The organism is Citromicrobium bathyomarinum (assembly GCA_001306305.2).
Taxonomy (GTDB): Bacteria; Pseudomonadota; Alphaproteobacteria; order Sphingomonadales; family Sphingomonadaceae; genus Alteriqipengyuania; species Alteriqipengyuania bathyomarina.
In genome coordinates, this window is the sequence record CP155577.1 from 432,862 (window position 1) to 450,995 (window position 18,134).

The 18,134-nt window shown below is 65.9% G+C and carries 17 protein-coding genes; 3 read left to right on the forward strand and 14 right to left on the reverse strand.

The features are described from left to right. Window positions 1-25: 25 nt before the first annotated feature. The 7 genes from VO57_002185 to VO57_002215 all read right to left on the reverse strand — a co-directional run bounded on the left by VO57_002185 (window position 26) and on the right by VO57_002215 (window position 6,950). On the reverse strand, window positions 26-1,630 hold the full coding sequence (locus VO57_002185) for an MFS transporter (protein XBL70165.1): 1,605 nt from the start codon (window positions 1,628-1,630) through the stop codon (window positions 26-28). 21 nt (window positions 1,631-1,651) lie between these two features. Then, the gene (gene queC, locus VO57_002190; protein XBL70166.1) at window positions 1,652-2,347 is read right to left on the reverse strand and encodes a 7-cyano-7-deazaguanine synthase QueC; all 696 of its coding nucleotides are present in this window, start codon (window positions 2,345-2,347) and stop codon (window positions 1,652-1,654) included. 57 nt (window positions 2,348-2,404) lie between these two features. After that, window positions 2,405-2,815: a hypothetical protein gene (locus VO57_002195; protein ID XBL70167.1), complete on the reverse strand. Its 411-nt coding sequence runs from the start codon at window positions 2,813-2,815 to the stop codon at window positions 2,405-2,407. An 83-nt stretch (window positions 2,816-2,898) separates the two neighbouring features. Continuing rightward, entirely contained in the window at window positions 2,899-3,828 is a 930-nt protein-coding gene (locus tag VO57_002200; protein ID XBL70168.1) for an Hsp33 family molecular chaperone HslO, read from the reverse strand. Between the two features lie 48 nt (window positions 3,829-3,876). Next, window positions 3,877-4,806, reverse strand: a complete 930-nt coding sequence (argF, locus tag VO57_002205) for an ornithine carbamoyltransferase (protein ID XBL70169.1) — start codon at window positions 4,804-4,806, stop codon at window positions 3,877-3,879. After that, window positions 4,806-5,999: an aspartate aminotransferase family protein gene (locus VO57_002210; GenBank protein ID XBL70170.1), complete on the reverse strand. Its 1,194-nt coding sequence runs from the start codon at window positions 5,997-5,999 to the stop codon at window positions 4,806-4,808. Before VO57_002210 ends, argF begins: the two co-directional genes overlap by 1 nt. Before the next feature lie 138 nt (window positions 6,000-6,137). After that, window positions 6,138-6,950 (reverse strand): cold-shock protein, encoded by an 813-nt coding sequence (locus VO57_002215; protein XBL70171.1) that lies wholly within the window; start codon window positions 6,948-6,950, stop codon window positions 6,138-6,140. Between the two features lie 355 nt (window positions 6,951-7,305). Between VO57_002215 and VO57_002220 the strand changes: the two genes are divergently transcribed. The 3 genes from VO57_002220 to VO57_002230 are packed head-to-tail and all read left to right on the forward strand — an operon-like array spanning window position 7,306 to window position 10,316. Beyond that, a complete protein-coding gene (locus tag VO57_002220) occupies window positions 7,306-7,719 on the forward strand; it encodes a hypothetical protein (GenBank protein XBL70172.1) in 414 nt (137 codons plus the stop codon). After that, the gene (locus VO57_002225; GenBank protein XBL70173.1) at window positions 7,712-8,674 is read left to right on the forward strand and encodes a sterol desaturase family protein; all 963 of its coding nucleotides are present in this window, start codon (window positions 7,712-7,714) and stop codon (window positions 8,672-8,674) included. The genes VO57_002220 and VO57_002225 overlap by 8 nt, the downstream gene beginning before the upstream one ends. A 49-nt stretch (window positions 8,675-8,723) precedes the next feature. Continuing rightward, window positions 8,724-10,316 (forward strand): GMC family oxidoreductase N-terminal domain-containing protein, encoded by a 1,593-nt coding sequence (locus VO57_002230; GenBank protein XBL70174.1) that lies wholly within the window; start codon window positions 8,724-8,726, stop codon window positions 10,314-10,316. A gap of 29 nt (window positions 10,317-10,345) precedes the next feature. Here VO57_002230 and VO57_002235 read toward each other — a convergent pair whose 3' ends face one another. From VO57_002235 to pheS, 7 genes are all read right to left on the reverse strand, one after another. Next, window positions 10,346-11,191, reverse strand: a complete 846-nt coding sequence (locus VO57_002235; protein XBL70175.1) for a hypothetical protein — start codon at window positions 11,189-11,191, stop codon at window positions 10,346-10,348. A gap of 188 nt (window positions 11,192-11,379) precedes the next feature. Continuing rightward, complete coding sequence (locus VO57_002240) at window positions 11,380-11,946, reverse strand: pyridoxamine 5'-phosphate oxidase family protein (GenBank protein ID XBL70176.1); 567 nt, start codon at window positions 11,944-11,946, stop codon at window positions 11,380-11,382. A 63-nt stretch (window positions 11,947-12,009) separates the two neighbouring features. Continuing rightward, window positions 12,010-13,572 (reverse strand): peptide chain release factor 3, encoded by a 1,563-nt coding sequence (locus VO57_002245; protein XBL70177.1) that lies wholly within the window; start codon window positions 13,570-13,572, stop codon window positions 12,010-12,012. A gap of 4 nt (window positions 13,573-13,576) precedes the next feature. Further along, window positions 13,577-13,888 (reverse strand): hypothetical protein, encoded by a 312-nt coding sequence (locus tag VO57_002250; protein XBL70178.1) that lies wholly within the window; start codon window positions 13,886-13,888, stop codon window positions 13,577-13,579. Beyond that, a complete protein-coding gene (locus VO57_002255; protein ID XBL70179.1) occupies window positions 13,885-14,628 on the reverse strand; it encodes an SDR family NAD(P)-dependent oxidoreductase in 744 nt (247 codons plus the stop codon). Before VO57_002255 ends, VO57_002250 begins: the two co-directional genes overlap by 4 nt. Then, window positions 14,625-17,012, reverse strand: coding sequence for a phenylalanine--tRNA ligase subunit beta (gene pheT, locus VO57_002260; GenBank protein XBL70180.1), 2,388 nt, complete (start codon window positions 17,010-17,012; stop codon window positions 14,625-14,627). The genes VO57_002255 and pheT overlap by 4 nt, the downstream gene beginning before the upstream one ends. Beyond that, window positions 17,009-18,130: a phenylalanine--tRNA ligase subunit alpha gene (gene pheS / locus VO57_002265; GenBank protein ID XBL70181.1), complete on the reverse strand. Its 1,122-nt coding sequence runs from the start codon at window positions 18,128-18,130 to the stop codon at window positions 17,009-17,011. The genes pheT and pheS overlap by 4 nt, the downstream gene beginning before the upstream one ends. Between the last annotated feature and the right edge of the window lie 4 nt (window positions 18,131-18,134).

An 18,134-nucleotide genomic window follows, 5' to 3' on the forward strand; every position in this document is an offset into this window, starting at 1 on the left:
CCCCAACGCTTCACTTACAGGATTTTCAGGCTTCGGACTGGCCCGCTGCGAGCACGCGCTCCTGCGCGGCCGGAACCAGCTTCAGCGCCGCAACCAGCAGGACGAGCCCGATCGGCGCGACCCACAGGGTGCTCAGCATACCCAGGCCAAGATTGCCATCCGCCTTGGACGAAACAAGCCCGGCGAGATACGGCCCAAGCGCCAGCCCAACCAGCGTCGTCGCCAGGAAGAATGTGGCCGTCGCCACCCCGCGCATACGGGGCAGAACCAGCGACTGGCTGGTCGCGGCGGCGGCGCCAAGCGCGCTCGACGCGAACAGCTGGGCAACCGCCGCTAGCACCAGGAACAGCGCTTTGCTGTCGGTAGTAAACATCACCCACACCACAGGCACCGGCGCGAGCAGCCCGAACAGCACGACATAAAGCCGCCCGCCGGGCAGCTTGGTAAACAGCCAGTCTGCCATCCGGCCGCCGGCGATGACTCCGAGGAACCCGGTTACCGCTGCCGGCGCACCCAGCAGCAGGCCCAGCTCGCTCTTGGAAATCTCGAACACCCGTTCGCCGTAAGGCGCGCCCCAATAGGACGTGGCGTAGGAGATGAAGGCAACCGTGCCGTAACCGAGGATGGTGCACAGGAAGGCCGGCGAGCCCCAGGTCAGCGCGAAGGTCTGCGGGTCGCGTGACCGCAGCGCGCTCGCCCAGCTGAAGATCGCGTAATAGCCGACCGCCAGCAGGAACCACTGGTCCGATATCGCCAGGTCGAAGCCCATCCCGCCCATAATGAAGCCCTGCCCCGTCTCCGCCAGCAGGGTGATCAGCCACGCGGCGGTGAAGAAACCAACCAGCCCGACGAGATTGATCGCCAAAGCCGTGGGGCTGCGCCGCGCTGCGCCCAGAATCGTGAAGGGCGGAATGATCTGCAGCAGCTCCTCGAAGAAACCCCGGAACGGCTTTTCGACCGGCTCTGCCGGCATCCCGTCGATAAGTCCGCGCACCGGCTCTTTCAGCGTGAAGACCCAGATCGCGAGCAGAATGCCAGGCAGGCCGACGGCGATGAAAGCAGCCTGCCATCCGGCGAGGCCCAGCGGGCCTCCATTCGGATAGGCCGCGTTCCAGTTCTCCACCACCAGCGCGCCGATCACCAGCGAGATGCCGCCGCCGACATACAGGCCCGAGGAATAGATCGCGAGCGCGGTGGCGCGAAGGCGCGCGGGGAACCAGTCCGAGATCAGCGAGTAGGCAGACGGGCTCGCAGTCGCCTCGCCAATCCCGACCCCAACGCGCGCGCCGGACAGCATTGCGGCGTTCTTCGCGAAGCCGGACGCCGCGGTCATCAGCGACCACAGCCCCAGACCGATCGTCATAAGCCTGACGCGGTGCCAGCTGTCCGCCAGCTTGCCCAGCGGAATGCCGAAAAGCGCGTAGAAGATCGCGAAGGCGGTGCCGTAGAGGAAGCCCAGAAACGCGTCGTCGACGCCCAGATCCGCCTTGATGTCGTTCGCCAGGATCGAGAGGATCTGGCGATCGACGAAGTTGAGCACGTAAACCAGCACCAGCACGCTGAGCGCGTACCAGCTATAGGCGGGCACCTTGGCATCTGGTGCCGATGCGGGCTTGTCCGTCGCGTCCATTCATCCCCCTCGTCGTTTTTCTTATGTATCCGCCGGATAGGTCAGCCCGTCGGTCAGCCCCGCATCGGCGAAACCCTTGCGGCGCAGACGACAGCTATCGCACAATCCGCACGGCAGGCCATCCCCTCTCGGGTCGTAACACGACCAGCTGAGTGCAGTATCGAGCCCAAGCCGGTTCGCCTCGCTCGCAATCTCGGCCTTGCCGAGGAACTGGAGCGGGGCATCGATCGCGAAACCGCCGCCTTCGATCCCCGCCTTTGTGCCCAGTCGCGCCGTTTCGGCGAAGCTCGCGATGAATTCGGGGCGACAGTCCGGATAGCCCGAATAGTCGAGCGCATTGACCCCGATCACGATCCGCCCTGCGCCGATGCTTTCGGCAAAAGCGGTGGTCAGCGCGAGGAAGACGAGATTGCGGGCGGGCACATAGGTGACAGGGATCGTGCCATCGACGCCATCCTTGGGCACGTCGATATCGGCGGTGAGCGCCGATCCGCCGAACTTGCGCAGGTCGAGCGTGATTTCGCGATGGCTCGCAAGTCCCAGCGCCTTGGCGATTTTGCGCGCCGCCTCGATCTCGCGCACGTGGCGCTGGCCGTAATCGATCGTCAGCGCGTGGACTTCGTGCCCCCGCTCGCGCGCCAGAGCGGCGGCAACCATGGAGTCGAGCCCGCCCGAAAGCAGAGCTGCGGCGACATTGTCAGGATTTGTGCCCGTCATAGGCTTCGCGCTAGCGGCTTGCGCAATCGATCCGCAAGCCCGAACAGCGCGCGCGCATCACTTGCAGTCGCCCACCCGCCGGCCTTCCGCGGCAAAGGCGAAAGGCGAACCACGTTCGATCCCGGTGGTCCGCAGCTGGATCAGCTCGGGCGATTCCCACCGAATATCGGTCTGGCCATAACCATTGCCGTTGCAGCTGTAATGGACGGTCGCGCTGACACCATTGTCGTCGATCACGTTGCGGCTGCAGCGCATCCCGCGATGGCGCAGCTGGACCAGATCGCTTTCGCGCCGGAGACAGATCCGCCGCGTGGTCGCGCCTTCGCCCCGCTCGCGGATTTCCCACGTGCCGAGATGGAGCTTGCCGAACAGGGTGGTGGAGCCGCCCTGCGCGGCAAGCGGCGCGGCAAGGCCCACGCCCCCCGCGAGGGCGAGCGCAAGGGAGATGGTGATCCCGCGTCTCGTCATTGCCCTATCCCTTTCATATTCGACGATTCCATAAAATAGAGACGCATTTATACACCTCATTGCCCGCATGGGACATGAACGGGCTAGAGGTCGATTGTGAAAATTCGCGAACAGAATGCACAATCGACGAGTATCTCGCCCGCTTCATTGCGCATTTCGACGCGTTCTTCCTCGGGAAATCGACCAATGACCGATGTGTAATGTTCGACACTGCATCGGCAACCGCGCTTCAGCTCACTTCCCGGAAAGACACGGACTTCGTCCTCTTCATGGAACAGCCGCCAGACCAGCGCTTCGAGCGGGAGCGCCTCGTCGAGCAGTTCCTCGTGCCGGATCGAGCCTGCCATCGTCTCGACATGCTCCCAGTGCGGGTGGGAGACGCGAACATGCAGCCGTTCGCGCCCGACCTCGCCATCGGGAAGATGCTGCGCGAGCAGGCCTGCAGCGAGCGTGCGCTCGCCTTCGGTCTTCACCGCGACGCGCACCAGCGTGGGGAGCTGTTGCGACTGAAGGAAATAGCTCTCGCACGCGGCAGCGAGGCTTTCGCCCTCCAGCGGCACGATCCCCTGATAGCGCCCGCCACGCTTGGGCACGTCGAAGGTGATCGCGAGATAGCCTTTGCCGAACAGCGCCGGGAGCGAGGGATTGGCGCCCAGCTTGGCCAGCGCCTCGGCGTCGAAATCGGCATAGCCGCGCACCGCGCCCTGGCGAAAGTCGCAGACCAGCAGCTTGACGATGCCCGCCTCGGTCTGGGCCTGCATGGTCATCTGGCCGCCGCCTTCGCCCTCCGCGCTCTCTTCGTCATCCTCGTCGATCAGCGCACCGACCAGCGCGGCAACCACGAGCGCTTCGGCGAGCAGGTTGCGGATCGCAGGGGGATAGTCATGCGCGGCGAGGATTTCGTCGAGCGTGCGGTCGAGCCGCACGAGCCGCAGCCGCGTATCCCGCGAGGGGATCGACGCGCCCAGCAGGTGGTCGGAGAAGGTTTCGCTTGTTCGGAGAGTATCGGTCACGGCGGGCTATATAAGAACGCCCGCCGTCTCCCCAAGACCCCCCGCGATTCAGAGCTTGCCGAAAGCCCAGAGAAGCACGGATTTCTGGGCGTGGATGCGGTTCTCCGCCTCGTCGAACACGCGGCTTTGCGGCCCTTCGATCACACTTTGCGTCACCTCGTCGCCGACATGCGCGGGCAGGCAGTGGAGGAAATCCGCCTCCGGCTTGGCCAGCGCCATCAGCGCGTCGTTGACCTGAAAAGGCTGCATTGCGGCGATCTTGCTCGCGGCATTCTCCTGCCCCATCGAGACCCAGGTATCGGTGACGATCACGTCCGCGTCCCTCGCGGCGGCCTCAGCATCCTGCGTCAGCGTAATCGTCGCGCCGCCCGCGCGGGCCGCTTCGACGAACGCCGCCTCGGGCTCGAAACCTGCTGGCGTGGCAACACGCACGTTGAACTTGAAGATGCCGGCGGCCTCGAGGATCGAGTGGAGCACGTTGTTGCCATCGCCCAGCCAGGCCAGTTCCAGCCCCGGCAGCGCCTTGCCATGTTCGATGATGGTCAGCAGATCGGCGACGATCTGGCACGGGTGCGACGCGTCGGTCAGCCCGTTGATCACCGGCACGCTGGCATGGCGGGCCATTTCCTCGACCTTGGCGTGATCGTCGGTCCGGATCATGATCGCATCGACCATCCGGCTGAGCACGCGCGCGGTGTCGGCGATGCTTTCGCCGCGGCCGAGCTGCATCGAGCCGCTCTCCATCACGATAGCGCTGCCGCCCAGCTGGCGCATCGCGATGTCGAAGCTGACCCGCGTGCGGGTCGAGCTTTTCTCGAAGATCATCGCCAGCACATGCCCGGCGAGAGGTGCATCGGCATCCGCCTTGCCCTTGGGCCAGGACTTGCGCGCACCCTTGCGGTCGATCGCGTCGCTCAGCATCGCGGCGAGGGCATCGCCGCCTGCGTCCGAGAGGTCGAGGAAATGCCGCGTGCCCATCAGCTGGCGTCCGGCACTTCGTAGTCGGCCGCACCGGCAGACAGCTTGTCGAAGAACTCGTCGATCTCCGCATCGCCCACCACCAGCGGCGGAAGCACGCGCAGCGTGTTGTCGCCTGCCGCCACGGTCAGCAGCTGGTGCTTGTCGCGCAGGTGCTGGAAGAACGGGCGGCTTTCGACCTTCATCTTGATGCCGAGCATCAGGCCTTCGCCCCGGACCAGTTCGAACAGGTCGGGATAATTGCCGATGAACTGTTCCAGCCGCGCCTTCAGCCGCGCGCCCTTATCGCGCACGCCCTGAAGGAATTCGTCGTTGGCGACCGCTTCCATCACCGCGACGCCCGCCGCCATGGCGAGCGGGTTGCCGCCGTAGGTGGAACCGTGGGTGCCGAAGGTCATCCCGCGTGCGGCATGTTCGGTCGCAAGGCACGCGCCCAGCGGGAAGCCGCCGCCGATGCCCTTCGCGCTCGCCACGATGTCCGGCTTCACGCCGTAGAGTTCGTGGGCGTAGAACTTACCCGTGCGCGCGACGCCGCACTGGACCTCGTCCAGCACCAGCATCAGGCCGTGTTCGTCGGCCAGATCGCGCAGACCCTGCATGAACTCCTGGCTGGCGGGGCGGATGCCGCCCTCGCCCTGGATCGGTTCGACCAGGAATCCGGCGGTCTGCGGGCCGATCGCGGCCTTTGCAGCGGCCAGATCGTCGAACTCGCAATATTTGAAGCCCTGCAGCAGCGGCAGGAAGCCGTGGTGCATCTTGGCCTGGTTGCTCGCGCTGATCGTCGCCATCGTGCGCCCATGGAACGCGCTGGTGAAGGTGATCAGTTCGGTCCGGGCGGGGTCGCCATCCTCGTGCTGGTGGAACGCGCGCGCGGTCTTGATCGCGCATTCGACCGCCTCGGCGCCCGAATTAGTGAAGAACACCGTATCGGCGAAACTCGCGTCGACCAGCATCTGCGCCAGCTTTTCCTGATGCGGGCTGCCGTAGAGGTTGGAGACGTGCATCAGCGTCTCGGCCTGGCGCTGGATCGCGCCGATCAGCCCTTCGTGGCTGTGGCCGAGCAGGTTGACCGCGATGCCGCTGGCGAAGTCGAGATAGCGCGTGCCATCCTCGTCGATCAGATGGCAGTGCTCGCCCTTCACGGGGCGGACGTCGCAACGGGGATAGACGGGCATCAGGGCGGGGATCGACATGGCAACTCCGGAAAATTCAAAACGGTGAACGACAAATGGCGGCCCCGCGAGGGAACCGCCATTCGCGAATGACCGGCGATCTATTGCGTCAGCCGGGCCGGGTCAAACTGGTGAGCATGACCCGGGCCGGTGCGCGCCTTATTCCTGTACGGGAACGAGGTTGACCGCCGAATACTTGCCTCGTCGGTCGACTTCGAGATCGAATTCGTAGCGTTCGCCCTCGTTGATCTGCGACAGGCCCGAGCGCTCGACCGCGCTGATGTGCACGAAGGCATCGGGCTGGCCGTCGTCGCGCACCAGGAAGCCGAAGCCCTTCATCGAATTGAAGAACTTGACCGTGCCGGTCGCCTTCTCGCCCGTCAGCTCGCGCCGCGGAGCACCGCCGGCCGCGCCGGGGCCGCCATCGCGGGGAGCGGCTACGGCACCACCGGTGACGGGGATGACGTCGCCCACGACCTGCAGATCCTGCGCGGAAATCTTGCCGCCACGATCGACCAGGTTGAATTCGAGCTCCTGCCCTTCGGCAAGGCCTTCAAGACCGGCGCGTTCGACGGCACTAATGTGCACGAACACGTCGTCTCCGCCGCCTTCCTGCTGGATGAAGCCGAAGCCCTTCTGGCCGTTGAAGAATTTCACCTGGCCCTTGCCGGTGCCGACGACCTGTGCGGGCATGCGGTTGAAACCGCCGCCACCGCCAGCGCCGCCGCGCGGACCACCGCCGCCGCCGCCGAAGCCGCCACGGCCACCGCCGCCCGGTCCGCCGCGATCCTGGAACCCGCCACGGTCCTGAAAACCGCCGCGATCCTGGTAGCCACCGCCACCGCGATCGTCGAATCCGCCGCGATCCTGGAACCCGCCGCCGAAATCACCGCCGGGAAACGGCTCGAAACCGTCTTCTCCGATGTTGTCCCGCTTGTCGCGCCCGCGACGACGCCCTTTATCGTAACCCATAACTCGCCAAAAACCTTGCTACTTCCACCCGCCCGCAAAACGAAATCCCGTAAAGGCGCAGACGGCCGCCTCCCGGCATTGCTGGAGTGGCAAACGATCGACGTTCATGCCGCCAGTCCCCCACCAACTGGCCCCACCCTTATCGCAGAATGCGCGCGGGCGCGAACCAATTCGCAATAGGATACTTGATTCCGCAAGATTATGACAATTTCGAAGGCTTGCGCGGCTTTGGGAGAGCCTGCATGTCTCGTCCGGGATGGAGGGGCCGATGCGCTCGATAGACTTGGCAGGACGCGCAGCGCACACCGCAAAGAGGCGATTCGCCCCCAAGCCCGGCGGGAGCGATTGAGCGCCGATGGACAGTCAGCTTCTCCAACTGGGCGGATCGCTGCTCGCGATTCTGGTGCTGGCGGGAATCGCCTGGGCGCTCAAGCTCGGCCAGCCGCGCACCATCGATACCGCCGAGCGGGCTCTCACCCTCGCCCGCGAGGCGGATACCGCCTTCGATCCCAGCGAAGCTGCGGTGGGGCGCGACGGCTCCGCCGCGATCCTCGCCGATTCGGCCGGCCGGATCATGGTGCTGCGCCGCCATGGCACCCACTTCGCCGCGCGCGTGCTGGAGCCGGGCACCCCTGCGAACAGTGAGGGCGATATCCTCACCATCGTGCCGCGCGACCGCCGCTATGGTCCGGTGGTGCTGGATCTCGGCCCCGAGGCGCAGGCTTGGGCCTCGCGCATCGAGGCGCTAGGAAGGGCGGACCATGCCTGACTTTTCGCCCGTCGATTACGCCATTCCCGGCTTCGTCCTGCTCGTTCTGGCAGAGATGCTGTGGGCGCGGTTCAAGGCGCCGCATTCCTACGAGCCGAAGGATACGCTGGTCAGCCTCGCCTTCGGCCTTGGCAGTACGGTCGCGGGATTGCTGCTGGGCGGACTGGCGCTGGCGGTTTTCCTCGCCGCCTACGAGGTGCGCTTCTTCACCATCGGCTGGGAATGGTGGGCGTGGCCTTTGTGCTTCGTGCTCGACGACCTCAAATATTACTGGGTCCATCGCTTCGGCCACCGCAGCCGGTGGTTCTGGGCGAGCCACGTGAACCATCATTCCAGCCAGCACTACAACCTCTCCACCGCGCTGCGGCAGACCTGGACCGGCGCGTTCACGCTCGGCTTTCTCTTCGCGCTGCCGCTGGTGCTGCTGGGCTTCCACCCGGCGATGATCGCGATCTGCGGCGGGTTCAACCTGATCTACCAGTTCTGGATTCACACCGAAGCGATCGACCGCATGCCGCGCTGGTTCGAGGCGGTGATGAACACGCCCAGCCACCACCGCGTCCACCACGCGACCAACCCGCGCTATCTCGACCGCAATTACGCGGGCGTATTCATCGTGTGGGACAAGATGTTCGGCACCTTCGAGGCCGAGCGCAGCCACGAGGAAGAGCCGATCCGCTACGGCATCGTCAAGCAGCTGGGCAGCTTCAACCTGCTATGGGCGGTGTTCCACGAATGGATCGGAATGCTCGGCGACATCTGGCGCGCGCCCTGGAAGCACAAGCTTTCCTACCTCCTGCGCGAGCCGGGCTGGAGCCACGATGGCAGCCGCGAGACATCGGACATGATCCGTGCGCGCTGGCAGGAGCAGCAACAGCGTGCAGACGCCGCGCCGGTCGAGACGACTCAGGACAAGCCGCAAAAGCCGATTGCGGGGCCACGCCGCGCAGCCTAACCTTTCCGTAAACGGAGAGAATATTCCGTACACGAGAGAGGACGGGCGCATGAACCAATACGACTATATCGTCATCGGCGGCGGCAGTGCGGGGAGCGCGGTCACCGGGCGGCTGGCGGTGGACGGCCATCGCAGCGTGTGCCTGATCGAGGCGGGCGGACGGAACAACGACTTCCGCGTAAAGACGCCCGGCATGATGCCCTTCCTCAGCGGCAGCCAGAACTACCGTTACGAAACCGTCCCGCAGAAGGGGCTCGGCGGGCGCACCGGGTTTCAACCGCGCGGGCGCGGGCTGGGCGGCTCCAGCGCGATCAACGCGATGATCTATATCCGCGGCAATGCGTGGGATTACGACAACTGGGCCGCGATGGGCTGCGATGGCTGGGCCTACGACGACGTGCTGCCGTGGTTCAGAAAGGCCGAGGCGAACGAGCGCGGAGAGGATGAATATCACGGCGCAGGCGGCCCGCTGTTCGTATCGGACCAGCGCTGGACCAACGAGACCAGCCGCGCCTTCGTGGCAAGCGCCGCCTCGCTCCAGTATCCCGAACGAGACGATTTCAACGGCGAGAAACAGGCAGGCTTCGGCATCTATCAGGTGACGCAGCGCAAGGGCGAACGCTGGTCCGCCAGCCGCGCCTATGTCGAGCCAATCCGCAACCAACCGAACCTCGATATCCGTACCAAGACTCTGGTCGAAAAGCTGGTGATCGAGAATGGCCGGGTGACCGGCGTCATGGTTCGCAAGGGCAAGCATCGCGAATATCTCAACGCGAGGCGGGGGGTGATCCTGTCGGCGGGTGCGTTCAACTCACCGCAGATCCTGATGCTGTCGGGCATCGGCCCGGGGCGGCACCTCAACGCAATGGGGATCGAGGTCGCGCTCGATCGCCCGGCAGTGGGAAGCAACCTGCAGGACCATATCGACTACGTATCGAGCTGGGAGAGCGAGAGCCGCGTGCCGATCGGCAACAGCCGCGAAGGCACGCTGCGCATGCTGGGCGCGATTGTCGAGCACCGGCGCAAGCGCACCGGGGTGATGACCACCCCCTATGCCGAGGCGGGCGGATTCTGGACCGTGATGCCCGATGCCCCAGCGCCCGACGTGCAGTGGCACTTCGTCCCCGCAATGCTGGAGGATCACGGGCGTGAGAAGGTGAACGGCCACGGCGTCTCGCTGCACGCCTGCGTGCTGCGCCCGGAAAGCCGCGGCACGGTGCGCCTCACCAGCCCCGACGCGGCAGACGCGCCCGCGATCGATCCCAACTTCCTCGACGATGATCGCGATATGGCGGTGCTGCGCGAAGGCGTGCGCCTGTCGCACCGGATTGCCGAGACCGCGCCGCTGGCCGATTACGGGCTGACTGATCGCCATCCGGTCGACCTTACCGACGATGCCGCGCTCGACGCGATGATTCGCAGCCGCGCGGACACGGTCTACCACCCGGTCGGCACCTGCCGGATGGGCTCGGACGAGGAAGCGGTGGTCGACCCGACGCTCAAGGCGCGCGGGATCGAAGGGCTGTGGATCGCCGATGCCTCGATCATGCCCAGGCTGGTCTCGGGCAACACCAACGCCCCCTCGATCATGATCGGGGAGCGGTGTGCGGACTTCGTGATCCAGGCGGAGAAGGCAGGCTAGCGCCGCCTACCCATCGGGGAAGGCTGCGTCTAAATCCCGCTCGTCTCGCTCGCCCCCTGCGGCGCGAGCCGGGGCAGGCCAAGCTCGGCGAAGAAGTCGCCGCCGGTCTCCAGCGGCGGCGGGGTCGGGTCGATCGGGCGGCACGTGCCCGGCTCGATCGAGGTCTCCAGACACACGAAGCGGTTGTAATCGAACCGTGCGCGTGCCCATGCACGGGCGCCGTCGATCGTGTTGTATTCGCCGTAGACCGCGTAATCCGGGCTGTTCTTCTTCTCGCTCTCACGCTCGACATTGCGGAGCGTGCCGGGGCGATAGCCTTGCCCCTCGGCAACGAAATAGCTGTTGAGCCGCAGCAGCGCGTCGAGCCGCGATTCCCCCGCCCCCTCGCCGAAGGCAATGCCGCCGAACCGCTCATACGCGGCGATCAGCTCGCGCGTGCGCTCCTGCTCGAAGAAGTCGACCGCGTTGACGCCCACGGCTTCGAACGCCAGGTCGATCTGCTCGGGCGCATTGGCCACGCTGCGCACCGTGCCGACAAAGGCCTCGCGATCGCAGCGGCCATTCCATACCGATCCGTCGGCAGTGTCGAACAGGCGGCAATTGGCACCGTTGCGGCGGCCGATCAGGCTTGAGGGGCGCATGCCCCCGGTGCCGCGATACTCGCCCTTGACGATGTCGCCGTCGAATTCGAGTTCGGCCTGGAAGCTGCCGCCGATCAGTTCGGGGCAGCCGCCTTCGCGCTTGGGGCACTTGGTGTCGGTGCGCCGCGGCGTGCCGGGCACGGTCGCGACCACTTCTCCGCTGTGATTGCCGAAATACTGGATCTTGCCGTGGAAGTCGGCGGGCAATGGATCGGATGCGGCGGCATTGGCCACCTGGGCCGCAGCAGGGGCGGACCCCAGCGGGGCGAGAGATCCTGCGAAAAGCGAAATTGCGAGTATCAACGAACGCATGTGAGGCTCACTCCCGATCATTGCTGTCGGCGTTAACCATACCATGGCGCGCTTTGCGGCAGAAGCGCTGGTTCGCCCGGCAGCCGATTGGGCCCGCCGGGTGATGCGGATCAGTCGAGCGGCGTGCCTGCAATATAGCGATCGGTGGCGCGGGTGGGCAGGCCATCAATGCTCGACGTGCGCCCTGCCATCTTGGCCTCCCATTGCTCCGGATCGGCCTGTGCGTGGGCTTTCTTGAGCGTCGGCCGCTCCGCCTCGTAGGCCATGAAGGGCACGCCCCAGCCGCACGAGGTCTGCACGCTTTCGACGTCGATTACGAAGATCTGGCGCGTGCCGGGCAGCAGCGTGAAGTGCCCGGCCAGCCGGGCCCACTCGGCATCCTGCGGCAGCACGGGACGGCCCCGGCCGTAGATCCGCAGGATCAGCGCGGGCTGCTCGAAATTGCAGAACATCAGCGTGATGCGGCCGTCAGCCGCAAGGTGCGCATGCGTCTCGTTGCCCGAGCCGCCTAGGTCGAGATAGGCGACCCGGTCCGGCGCGAGCACTCGGAATGCGTCGTAGCCCTTCGGGCTGAGGTTGATCCGCGCGTCTTCTGCCGCAGTGGTGACGAAGAACACCGGCTGCTTCGCGATCATCGCGATATGCTTGGCGCTCAGCGTGTCGAAGAAGTCGGCCATGGGGCAGATTTATCCTACCCCCAACGATCCGTCACCCCCGCGCACGCGGCAATGACACGGGCATTACCGCTCCTTGGTCGCGGAGAACTTCAGGTCGGGGTTCTTCTCCGCCTGGTAGTTCACATCCCACGGGCTCTTGGCGAGGAAGACCATGTCCCCGTCGCGATCCTTGGCCAGGTTCGCGCGGTTGAACTTCTCGAACTCGTCGAGCGCCTTGTCTTCGCCCTTCACCCAGCGCGCGGTCGCGAAGGGTGCGGGCTCCAGCGCGGCCTCGACCTTGTACTCGGCGGCGAGGCGCGAGATCAGCACTTCGAGCTGCAGCTGGCCGACCACACCGACGATGTGGTTCGCGCCCAGCTCCGGGTAGAACACCTGGATCACGCCCTCTTCGGAGAGGTCGTCGAGCGCCTTGCGCAATTGCTTGGTCTTGGTCGGGTCCTTCAGCTGCACGCGGCGCAGGATTTCCGGCGCGAAGTTGGGCAGGCCGGTGAAGCGCACCTCGTTCTTCTCGCTCAGCGTATCGCCCACGCGCAGCGTGCCGTGGTTGGGGATACCGATGATGTCGCCGGGGTAGGCATTGTCCGCGATCTCGCGGTCCTGTGCGAAGAACAGGATCGGCGAATGCACCGCGATCGGCTTGCCGAGGCCGCTGGGCGTCAGCTTCATGCCGCGTTTGAAGGTGCCCGAAACCTGCCGCATGAACGCGATCCGGTCGCGGTGGTTGGGGTCCATATTGGCCTGCACCTTGAAGATGAAGCCGGTTACCTCATCGCGGTCCGGCGCGATCTCGCCCTCGTCGGTCGGCTGCGGGCGCGGGGCGGGCGCGTATTTCGCAATCGCATCGATGATCGCTGTGACGCCGAATTCCTTGAGCGCGGAGCCGAAATAGACCGGCGTCAGGTCGCCATTGCGATAGGCCTCGAAATCGAATTCGGGGTAACCCTCACGCGCCAGAAGCCCCTCCTCGGCCACCCGCGCGACGCCGTCTGCGCTGAGATATTCGCCCAGCTTCTCGTCCTCGGGCCCGTCGACCTTGACGGTCTTGCCCTGGAATTCCTTGCTGTCGCCCTCGGGCAGATACAGCTCGTTCTCCTCGAAGTCGTAGACGCCTTCGAACAGCCCGCCCATGCCGACCGGCCAGCTCATCGGCGCGGTGTCGAGCGCGAGCTTTTCGGCAATCTCGTCGAGCAGTTCGAACGGCTCGCGCCCCTCGCGGTCGATCTTGTTGATGAAGGTGATGATCGGGACCGAGCGCAGGCGGCAGACCTCGAACAGCTTCAATGTTTGCGCCTCGATACCGGCGGCGGCATCGAGCACCATGATCGCCGAATCGACCGCGGTCAGCGTGCGGTAGGTATCCTCGGAGAAATCCTCGTGCCCCGGCGTGTCGAGCAGGTTGAAGGTGATCCCGTTCCGCTCGAAGGTCATCACCGAGGACGTGACCGAGATGCCGCGCTGCTGCTCGATACTCATCCAGTCGGAGCGCGCCCGCCGCGCGGCCCCGCGCGCCTTGATCTCGCCCGCAAGATGGATCGCCCCGCCGCGAAGCAGCAGCTTCTCGGTCAGCGTGGTCTTACCCGCGTCGGGGTGCGAAATGATCGCGAAGGTACGGCGTTCGGAGGTCATGTGTTCAGCGCAATCTGAGTGAGGGGCAGTTGATATCGATGATGTCGCGCAATGCCTCTTGCTGGATGAAATCGTGGAGGAGAAGCAGCGGCGCGAGGCCTGTGACTAACAGGTATGCGGTCCAGTGTCGTAGGCGAATAGCGGTAACACCAGCCGCAAAGAAGATCGCCATTCCGACCCAGACATAGGATGCCGGGCCCATCACAGATTCCGAGCAATCCGAGATCAAATGGGCACCAGTCGAACTGAGCGCGAAGCCAAACGCTGCAAGCGCAATCAGCGAACAGAAGATGGCTAGTAAAGTACGGCCCATCAATCCCGCGCCACGCGGAAGCCCGCGAAGTCCTGCGTCACCGGCATGATTTCCAGCCGGTTGACGTTGAGATGCGCGGGCAGTTCGGCGACCCAGCGGATCGCTTCGGCAATATCCTCGCCCGTCATCGGGTGCGCGCCGGAATAGAACTCGTCGGACTTGTCCTGGCTGCCGGTGCGCACGGTGGTGAATTCGGTTTCGACCATGCCCGGCTCGATGCTGGTCACACGCACGCCGGTGCCGTGCAGATCGGCGCGGATCGCCAGTGTGAAGTGGTTCACGAAGGCCTTGGAGCCCGCATAGACATTGCCGCCGGGGTAGACGTAGCTGCCCGCGACCGAGCCGATATTGACCAGCGCGCCCTTGCGCTCGATCAGGCCGGGTAGCATCTTGCGCGTCAGCCGGACCATCGCGGTCACGTTGGTGTCGATCATGGTCTGCCAGTCGTCGAGATCGGCGTCCTGCGCAGGATTGAGGCCCTTGGCGAGGCCTGCATTGTTAACCAGCAGGTCGATCCCGCGCCAGTCCTCCGGCAGCCCGTCGATCGCCGCATCGCGCGCGGCATCATCGGTGATGTCGAAGGCGAGGCCGAGGAAGCGATCTGCGCCCAGCTCTTCAGCCAAAGCCTCGAGCCGCTCCTGCCGTCGCCCGGTGCCGATCACGCGCCAGCCGTTTTCGACCAGCAGCCGCGTGGTGGCCTGGCCGATCCCCGCGGTCGCTCCGGTAATCATGGCTGTCTTCATGCTCTCAACTCCGCTCCGGTTTTCCCGGCGGCCTTCACGACCGCGTTGGAAATCGCCTTCAGTTCCTCGTCGGTGAAGCTTTTCTCGCCCGGCTGGAGCGTGACTTCGAGCGCGAGCGAGGTCTTGCCCTCTGGCACGCCCTGCCCGTCGAACCGGTCGAAGATGCGCGCATCGACGATCCGCTGCTTGTCCGCGCCGCGCACCGCCTTGACCAGATCGCCAGCGGGCATTGCGCTATCCACCAGGAAGGCGAAGTCGCGCGTCACCGGCTGGAGCGCGGGCGGGCTGTAGGTCGAGCGTGCGAATTCGGCGTTCTTCTTGGCGGGGATCGCGTCGAGGAAGATCTCCGCAGCGACCACAGGCCCGTCGATGTCGAACGCCTTGAGCGTGGCGGGATGCAGCGCGCCGAAGCGGGCGAGCACCTTCTTGGGGCCGAGCCTCAAAGTCGCCGACTGGCCGGGATGGAACTGCGCACCCGCTTCCCCCATCACCATCAGGTTGTCGACCGGAGCCCCTGCGGCTTCGAGCAGGGCGAGCGCCTCGGCCTTCGCATCATAGGCGTCGAACCCTTGCGCCTTGCCATTGGCCCAGCCGCGCGGCGTCTTCTCGCCCGCGAGGACGAGGCCGAGCGTCGCGCGCTCGTCGCTATGGCCGCCCTCGCCCCGGAAATAGCGCCGCCCGATCTCGAACAGCCGCGCACCCGCCGCGCCGCGATCCGCCGCGCGCTTGGCGGCGGTCAGCAGGCCCGGCAGCAGCGAGGGGCGCATGGCCTTGAGGTCTTCGCTGATCGGGTTGTCGAGGACCCACAGATCCGCCCCGTCGGCGAAATGCTCCGCCTCGGGGACGGGGAGGAAGCTCCACGTCACCGCCTCGTGCAGACCGCGCGCAGCCGCCCCACGGCGCAGCTTGCGCTGGACCAGCTGCTCGGGCGTGGCGGTCGGCTTTGCGACACCGGGCGCGCGCGTCAGCGGGACGCTGGCGACCTTGTCGAGCCCCTCGATCCGGACGACTTCCTCGACCAGATCGGCAGGCCCTTCGATGTCGTGGCGGCGCGGCGGGCAGGTGACGGTCCAGTCGTCGGCCACCTTGAAATCGAGCGCAGTCAGGATCGCGCGCTGGCGATCCTCGGCCACCTCGACCCCGCCCAGCTTCGCGGTACGCGCCGGGTCGAACTGGACGACCTTGGGCTCGACCGGCGGCTGACCAGCGCGCACCACCTCGGTGGGAGTGCCGCCGCAGGTCTTCACGATCAGCGAGGTCAGGATCGCGAGCCCCTCGTCGAGGAATTCGGGGTCCACGCCCCGCTCGAACCGGGTGCGCGCATCGCTTGTCAGGCCCAGCTTGCGGCCGGTCACGCCGATCCGCGCCGGGTCGAAATACGCGATTTCGAGCAGCACGTCGGTCGTCGCCTCGGTCGCCCCCGAATGCTCGCCGCCCATGATCCCGGCGACATCGTGCACGCCGGCATCGTCGGCGATCACGGTCATCGTGTTATCGAGCGTATAGGTCTTCTCGTTCAACGCCTCGATCTGCTCGCCATCCTTCGCGCGGCGGGCAACCACCGGGCCGGAAAGCTTGGCGAGATCATAGACATGCGCAGGCCGCCCGAAGGCGAGCATCAGGTAATTGGTGCAGTCGACCAGTGCCGAGATCGGCCGCTGGCCCGCTGCCTTGAGCCGCCGCTGCATCCACTCAGGGCTCGCGCCGTTGCTCACGCCGCGAATCACGCGGCCGTAGAAGGCGGGGCAGCCCTCGGCATCGTCGGTGCGGATCTCGACCGGGCAGGCGCCTTCGCCCGAGACATCGCCCGCTTCGACCGGCTTGAACCTGCCCAGACCCGCCGCCGCCAGATCGCGCGCAATGCCCATCACACCCATGCAATCGGGCCGGTCGGGCGTGATCGCCACGTCGATGATCGGCGAGGCGGCGTGATATTCGGCAAAGCTAGCGCCGACCGGCGCATCGGCGGGCAGTTCGATGATCCCGTCGTGTTCCTCGCCCAGCTCCAGCTCGCGGACCGAGCACATCATGCCGTTCGATTCGACGCCGCGAATCTTGGACTTCTTCAGCTCCATGCCGTTCGCGGGCACGACCGCGCCCGGCTGGCCCAGCACGCCCTTCATCCCGGCGCGCGCATTGGGCGCACCGCACACGACCTGCAAAGGCTCGCCCTCCCCGGTGGAGACGGAGAGCACCTGCAGCTTGTCCGCATCGGGATGCGGTCCGGCGGTGAGCACTTCGGCGACGGTGAATCCGGCGAGCTTTTCCGCCGGATCCTCGATCCCCTCCACCTCGTGGCCGATCGCGTTCAGTGTGTCGGCGATCTCCTGCACCGAGGCATCGGTTTCGAGGAAATACTTCAGCCATTCGATCGAGAACTTCATGCGCGCGCTCCCACACCGCCCGAAAGCGTCGGTTGGTCGAAAGGCGAGAATCCGTAGTGCGACAGCCAGCGGGCGTCGCCATCGAAGAAGGCACGCAAGTCGTTCATTCCGTATTTGAGCATGGCGAGGCGATCGATCCCGAGGCCGAAGGCGAACCCCTGCCACTCGTTGGGATCATAGCCTGCGAATTCGAGGACGCGCGGATTGACCATCCCGCTGCCACCGAGCTCCATCCAGTCGTGCCCCTCGGCATCGCCGTGGCCACCGACGACGCGGCGACCGCCTTCGTTGGAATAGCCGACGTCGAACTCCACCGAAGGCTCGGTGAAGGGGAAGTAGGACGGGCGCAGGCGCAGCACGATATCCTCACGCTCGAACAGCGCCTTGAAGAAAGTTTCCAGCGTCCACTTGAGATGGCCGAGGTGGATGTCGCGGTCGATCGCGAGCCCTTCCACCTGGTGGAACATCGGCGTGTGGGTCGCATCGCTGTCGCTGCGATAGACGCGGCCCGGCGCGATGATCCGCACCGGCTCGCCGCCATTGGCCGACGCGGCTTTCATCGTACGGATCTGCACCGGCGAGGTGTGCGTGCGCAGCAGCATGCGGTTGCCGTCGCCATCGCGGTCGGGGAAATAGAACGTGTCCATCTCCGCGCGCGCGGGGTGCGTTTCGGCCATGTTGAGCGCGGTGAAATTGTGCCAGTCGTCCTCGATCTCGGGCCCGGTGGCGACCGCGAAGCCGAGGTCGGCGAAAAGCTCCGCGATCTCGTCCATCACTTGGCTGACCGGGTGGACGCTGCCCTGCGGCGCGGCGGGCGCGGGCAGCGTGAGGTCGAGCACTTCGGTGGCGAGACGCGCTTCGAGCGCGGCGGCTTCGAGCACGGCCTTGCGATCCTCGATCGCGTCGGCGACGCGCGCGCGCATCCCCTGCAGACGCGGCCCTTCGGTCTGGCGTTCCTCCGGGCTCATCTTGCCCAGCGTCTTCATCAGCGCGTTGAGCCAGCCCTGCTTGCCCAGCGCCTCCACCCGGATCGCCTCGACCGTGTCGAGATCGTCGGCGGCATGCAGCCGCTCCAGCGTCTGAGTGACTTGTGCTTCGTGTTGGGAAGAATCTGTCATGCTC